4 protein-coding genes are annotated in these 6,160 nt (G+C 29.9%); all 4 read left to right on the forward strand.

Annotated elements, in window-relative coordinates; genetic code table 11:
• Nucleotides 1-2,017: type IX secretion system anionic LPS delivery protein PorZ (porZ, locus tag QVP90_RS13700; RefSeq protein WP_288204540.1), on the forward strand; the 2,017-nt coding region annotated here is incomplete at its 5' end.
• On the forward strand, nucleotides 2,014-3,063 hold the full coding sequence (locus tag QVP90_RS13705) for an acyltransferase family protein (protein WP_021936756.1): 1,050 nt from the start codon (nucleotides 2,014-2,016) through the stop codon (nucleotides 3,061-3,063). The genes porZ and QVP90_RS13705, both read left to right, overlap by 4 nt.
• Before the next feature lie 251 nt (nucleotides 3,064-3,314).
• The gene (locus QVP90_RS13710; protein ID WP_021936757.1) at nucleotides 3,315-4,586 is read left to right on the forward strand and encodes a tail fiber domain-containing protein; all 1,272 of its coding nucleotides are present in this window, start codon (nucleotides 3,315-3,317) and stop codon (nucleotides 4,584-4,586) included.
• Nucleotides 4,587-4,594: 8 nt separating this feature from the next.
• The coding region (locus QVP90_RS13715; protein WP_288204543.1) for a C25 family cysteine peptidase at nucleotides 4,595-6,160 on the forward strand (1,566 nt) is incomplete at its 3' end.

The raw sequence follows: 6,160 nt of genomic DNA on the forward strand, positions 1-6,160 counted from the left end.
CGATAAGGATGTATATAATTTACCTGATTATATGAATAAGAATATATCTTTGGATAAGGATATTAATCATATATATTTAAAAGATGAATATGCATATCTTTCTACCTCTTTTGGCATCGTTATATTGAATGTAAATAAGAAGGAGATCAGTAATGCCTATATATTAAATAAAAAAATTAATTCATGTGCGGTTGATGATGCCAAAATATACGCTGCTTCTTCTGAGGGATTGTATACAGGGTTATTAACGGAGAACTTATTGGATGTCAATAATTGGAATAAAGTTTCAGATGCTGAATTCTCTTATTTATCGATTTATGCTAATGAATTGGTAGGAAGTATTCCCTCAAAGGGTATATATCGTATTAATAAGGTTGACGAGGATAATTATAATTATTCTTTATTAAAAGAAGGAGCTTATAGTTTTATGTATGTGTATGGTGATAAACTATTGGCAGGAAATGATACTTCTCTTGCATTATTTGATGGAATAGATAAATGTCATTATATAGATCATGGACTTGGAATGAAGCATCTTTCTTTTAATAATGGCATATATTGGGCCAGTTGTTCAGAAAAGGGACTTGTTGGGTTGAAATACAATGAAAGTTCTAATCAATTTTTATCGACATCTTCTTATATTATTCCTAATAGTCCTAAAAGGAATTTGTTTCATCATATGAACTTTCAGGATAATACTTTATTGGCGGTAGGAGGAAGTTTAAATTATTCGGGTGTTGTAAATCCCGGAACATTTATGATCTTTAGAGATGGTGAATGGATAAATGTTCAAGAAGAGGGAATTAAGGATATTACAGGTAGAGAATACAAAAATTTGACTTCAGCCATACAAGATCCTACAGATTCTCGGCATCATTTTGCATCTTCCGCCCGGCAAGGTTTGTATGAATATAAAGATTATAAATTTTTTAAATTGCATAGTATAGGAGAGGGAGGATTAGAAGGAATAGAAAAAATTAGTAATGGCATGAATCCAAATTATGTGAGTACGAATGGGCTCATATATGATGATGATAATAATTTATGGATGGTCAATAATGGTACCAGTAATACAATAAAGGTATTGAAACCTGATGGTAAATGGGTTTATTTTAATAATCCGGATATCAAGGCAATAGAAACATTTGAATATATAATATTTGATCAACGTGGGTGGCTTTGGGTAAATTCCATGTGGAATAATGGTAGCAATGATTTTCCTGGATTTTATTGTCTTGATTATAATAGAACGATTGATAATGTATCGGATGATCGTAGTATCTTTTTAAAATCTTTTGTAAATCAAGATGGAACTTCTGTAAAAATAGGATATTGTTATTGCTTGGCTGAAGATAAAAATGGGGTGATTTGGGTAGGAACTGATAAAGGACCGTTGGTTATAAATAATCCTTCTAAGGTTTTTGATCCTGATTTTTATGTGACACAAATAAAGGTTCCGAGAAATGATGGGACTAATTTGGCTGATTATCTTTTGGCTAATGACGCTATAATTACAATTTGTATAGATGGAGCGAATCGAAAGTGGATAGGAACGAGAGGAAATGGTGTCTATTTATTGAGTGAGGATGGAATGGAAACTGTACAGCATTTTACAGCAGAAAATAGCCCGTTGTTATCTAATATAATCCAATCTATTGTGATAGATCCTACGTCTGGAGAGGTGTATATCGGTACGAGTAAAGGATTAAATATTTATCAAAGTGATGCAACTGAGGCTGAAGATAATTTTTCGGATGCTCCTTATGCTTATCCTAATCCGGTACGACCGGATTATACGGGTGTGATTACTGTAACAGGGTTAGTGAAAGATAGTGATGTGAAAATAACCAATACAGCAGGAAAATTAATTCATTCGGGTACTTCAAATGGAGGAATCTTTACATGGAATGGACGCAATACTGAGGGGAAAAGGGTACCTTCGGGAATATATTTTGTTTTAGCTGCTGATAAGGATGGTAAGCAAGGTATCGCTACTAAAATATTAATGATCAAATGAATAACTTATTAAATGAAAAATCAAGAGAGTTACTTAAAAAAGGAAACTGTTTTGATTTTATGAGATATTTTTTTGCGGTATCACTTATTATAGTACATTTTTGTACATTAGCAGATGTTGATCAATTTTGGATTATAACTGGCCCAATAAGAGTAAAAGCCTTTTTTATAATAAGTGGTTTCTTGGTATTTTATAGTTACATTAAAAGAGAAGATTTAAAAGATTATATTGAAAAGAGAATTCGAAGAATATTACCTCCCTATTTTTTAGTAGTTATTTCTTGTGTTTTGCTTGGCTTTTTTATTACTAGTTTAAGCAAACAAGATTATGTGACATCAAAAGAAACTTATAAATATTTAATATCTAATTTTAGTTTTTTAAATTTTATTCAACCTACTCTTCCTGGTGTTTTTGAATCTAATCCTATGCCTGCCGTAAATGGATCATTATGGACTATGAAGGTTGAGGTAATGTTTTATGTAAGTGTTCCTATTATTTTTTTCTTGCTTAAAAAATATAATAAGTTATCTATAATGATAACTATATTTTTGTTTGCAATTTTTTATGATTATTGTTTTACTATGCTGTATGAGCAAACCAATAATTCCATATATCTTTTGATTAGGAAACAGATTGGTAGCCAACTTGTTTATTTTTATTCCGGAACATTTATTCTTCTATATTTTAATTACTTTATAAAGTATTTAAAATATTTATTTCCAATAGCAATTATACTCTATTTTGGTCAAGACCTAAATTTTATATTTTCATGTCTCGAACCATTATCTTTTGCTACTATTCTCATAGGATTAGCTTACAATTTAAAATATTTAAATTTTCTAAGAAAATATGATAATATCTCGTATGGAATGTATTTATATCATTTTCCTATCATACAAGTTATTATATATTATAAAATACCTCAATATAACATCTATTTAGCATTTTTTATTGCATTTATGTTGACTATAGTAATTTCTGCATTATCGTGGAGATTTATAGAGAAACCTATTATAGAAAAACGATATTTTACAAGTAGTCGGTGATAGAATTCATTTGTAATTTAAATATTTAGGGGATTACAAGGAAAAATTCTGCAATTGTTCATGTCTATTTTTTAAAGGTTTTGCAAATAATGATTATTATGTCTGGTAATACTATTTTAATGCAAATATATGTAAATTGTGTTGCATATCATTAAAATAGTAATGTATAGTATAAGATAAAGACAATTTTATTTGTTTGATATTTTTAATGTGTATATTTTTATGGAATAATAACCTTAAAAATATAAATTATGGAAACTAAAAAGACACTATTCATTACGATTGTTTTCTTTTTCTTCTGTTCAATAAGTTATGCACAATTAAAAGTTCTTTCAAATGGAAAAGTTGGAATAGGTACTACTAATCCTCAGTATGGTTTTTTAGAGATTGGAAAGTCTGGTGTAAACAATGGATTGGCTATTTATGATAGTGCAAGTGGTAAACCGTCTTTTAAATTATATACTTCAGGTGATTATGCTTTTTTGAATTTTGGAGTAAAAGAACGTGGATTGGCAATACAATCGAATGGTCGCTTTGCGATCGGTGCTAATTTAAATACTGGTTATGAATATCCGACCAATGCACTACTGAATCTTTATATACATCCTTCAAATTACACCTCTGCATTAATGGCTTATGCAAATTTTCCAATGGATTTTGGAGATGTTATAAAAGTGTATTCAAATAGACATACAGATGTTGCATTTGTTGTTAGAGATATAACAAAGAATTCTACAGGAGAAATGACTTTTTATGTTAATGGAGATGGATGCGTATATTCAAAAGGTAGCTTATTAACTGCTTCGGATGTATCTTTTAAGGATAATATAAATTCAATAAATAATAGTTTGCTTATTATTAGGAAAATGCGGGGTGTTACTTATCAAATGAAGGAACAATCTGATAATTGTGCTGATATAAATACTCTTAATGTTGTTCCTTCAAATTCAGATACTTTATTGGCTCAATCAAGCGTTTCAATTGACATTATTAATAAGATAAAAGCTGAAAAGAAAAGAAAGAAAGCTGGTTTTATAGCTCAAGAATTAGAAGAAGTCTTTCCGGAAGCTGTATATACTTTGCCTAATGGAAAAAAAGCGATCGCTTATTCTGAAATTATTCCTTTACTTGTGGAAGCTATCAAAGAACAGCAAAACGAAATTGATGAATTAAAACAAGTCAAAACTATTCAAACCAGATCAGCTATCGGTGGAGATGAGAATGAGCAACCGAATATGAATTCATTAATGGATGAGAGACTAACGGCCAGACTCTATTCCAATATACCCAATCCCTTTAAAGAGCAGACTACTATTTCTTTTTTCATACCCGAAACGGCTTCTGGAGCCAGTATTCATATCTATAATTTGCAAGGAAAACAGATAAAACAAATCAATATTGAGGAAAGAGGAAATGGTTCTGTTATTATCAATGGTTATGAATTGACTCCTGGTATGTATATGTATACGTTAATCGTGGATGGAAAAGAGATTGATACAAAGAAAATGATATTAACTGAATAATTATCATTATGAAATATTATGTACTAATTATTTTTTTCTGGCTCATTCATATAAATGTATATGCTCAGATAAGTCATTCTATAACATTCGATTCTAATAAGCTAAAACTCAAAGATAGAATACTGGAGGGTGGGAGTGTATATATTGAATTAGAATATGAAGATTGCCTAATTAGTGATAACGTGGGACAACCTGCAATACCATATAAATATTTGCATTTTATTGTACCCAATGAACCTGCTGGTTTTTCAATAACTGTTAATGATAGTGTAAGTGAGATAATAAGTTTATCAGCTCCTTTATTACCTGTTCAACAACCTATACCAGTATCAATAAATTCATCTTCATATCAACTGAATTTAGGAAATTTTTCGGCAACTCAATTGACAGAAATTTATCCTAAAGATATTATAAGAATTGTAGATGAAGGATATTTTGATGGTGATAAGCGTATATTAACGGTAAGAGTTTCTCCTATTCGCTATGATATATTTTTGAAAAAGCTTCATTTTTATTCTTTTGTCAATTTCACTATCAACTATGAAAATAAATCTGTAAAAAACAAAATAACAAAATCACTACCTATTCATTCTGTAAATGCTTTAGAAAATAGAGATTTACTTAACCAGTTAAGTTTTTTAGAAAACAAGTTGGATGTAAATAAATTATCTCGAAAGGTTCAAGCTACTACTGTGGAAGTAGGCTTACCTACTTATGAATACGTAGTTATTACCTCTGAGAGCTTAGCTCCTTATTTTAAGAGATTAGTTGATTGGAAACGACAAAAGGGATTAAATGCTGGAATTGTAACGATGCAAGAGATTCTGAATAATCCATCCATTGTGAAAGATGAAGTATCTAATTTATCTGATGATGCAGGAAAATTAAGGCAATATTTGAGGTTAGCTTATCAGAATGGTACTAAGTATGTGTTGTTGGGAGGAGGAAAATCAGTAGTACCTATAAGATATGGTTATGGAAATTATTATGGTATAATTGATCAAATTCCTACTGATTGGTATTATAGTGATTTGAATGGAAATTGGAATAAAAATGGTAATGATAATTATGGTGAAGAGGCTGTTGGGGAGATAGACTATTATCCAGAATTATATGTTGGACGGCTTATGTGTAAGAATGAAGAGGAAATCAATAATTATATTGATAAACTGTTTATTTATGAACAAAATCCGGGAAAAGGTGATTATAATTATCTAAAAAGAGCATTTTATACACAAGCAGATCAATTACAAAGTGGAAGACAAGCCAACATAATTGCTGAAAATTTGAAAGATATATTATTTGATTACACTATTTTAGAAGAATATCCGGGAAGTTATGATGAAAATCCAACTTTTCCAACAGGTAAGGATATCATTGATGCAATGAATCAGAGATATTATGGTTTTATTAGTTGGTTTAACCATGGCTCTCCTTGTGGACTTGCTTCAATGAATAAAAGGTATGATTCAGGGGGAGATTACCGCAATTTTATAGGAATAGAAGATGAAGTTTGTTATGGAATAAGAGAAGAAAAGGGAAATGGGTTATCAAATTTGAATAATTTTGATTAT

The organism is Bacteroides sp. CAG:189 (genome assembly GCF_000432295.1).
Taxonomy (GTDB): domain Bacteria; phylum Bacteroidota; class Bacteroidia; order Bacteroidales; family Bacteroidaceae; genus Bacteroides; species Bacteroides salyersiae.

Coding starts and splice junctions, on each gene's coding strand:
- QVP90_RS13705 (WP_021936756.1), top strand. CDS start 2,014: ATGAATAACTTATTAAATGAAAAATCAAGAGAGTTACTTAAAAAAGGA.
- QVP90_RS13710 (WP_021936757.1), top strand. CDS start 3,315: ATGGAAACTAAAAAGACACTATTCATTACGATTGTTTTCTTTTTCTTC.